Below are 466 nucleotides of genomic sequence, written 5' to 3' on the forward strand. Positions count from 1 at the left end.
TTTCATGCTTCAACCCAACCTACCATGAGCAAATGTTTTGTAGAACCGAAGATTAGGATTTAAGTTTAAGCAGTCAGGGTAAAAGATGATGAAAAAGCCCATTACTCTTACAAACCGAGTAATGGGCTGATTTCCATTTATGCGCGTTGTAATAACATCGCGTTCAGTTTTTTGACGAAGCTGGCCGGATCTTCCAGTTGTCCGCCTTCGGCCAATAAAGCCTGATCGAAGATAATGGATGTCCAGTCACTGAACTGTTCATCGTTCTGTTCGTCTTTCAGTTTAGCAACCATTGGATGTTCCGGATTGAGTTCCAGGATTGGTTTGCTGGCTGAAACCTGTTGGCCTGCAGCTTTGAGCATGCGTTCCAGGTTACCGCTCATATCGTAATGATCGGCCACCAGACAGGCTGGTGAATCGGTCAAACGATGAGTGATGCGAACATCCTTGACCTTCTCATCCAGGG

Annotated in this window: 1 pseudogene; it reads right to left on the reverse strand. The window is 45.7% G+C overall.

What is annotated here, in order from left to right:
• Nucleotides 1-137: 137 nt before the first annotated feature.
• Nucleotides 138-466 (reverse strand): annotated as a pseudogene (locus tag B3182_RS03920) (molecular chaperone HtpG); the annotation flags it as partial.

The sequence above is a fragment of the Methylophaga sp. UBA4204 genome, from assembly GCF_002379485.1.
In the GTDB taxonomy this organism is placed as follows: Bacteria; Pseudomonadota; Gammaproteobacteria; order Nitrosococcales; family Methylophagaceae; genus Methylophaga.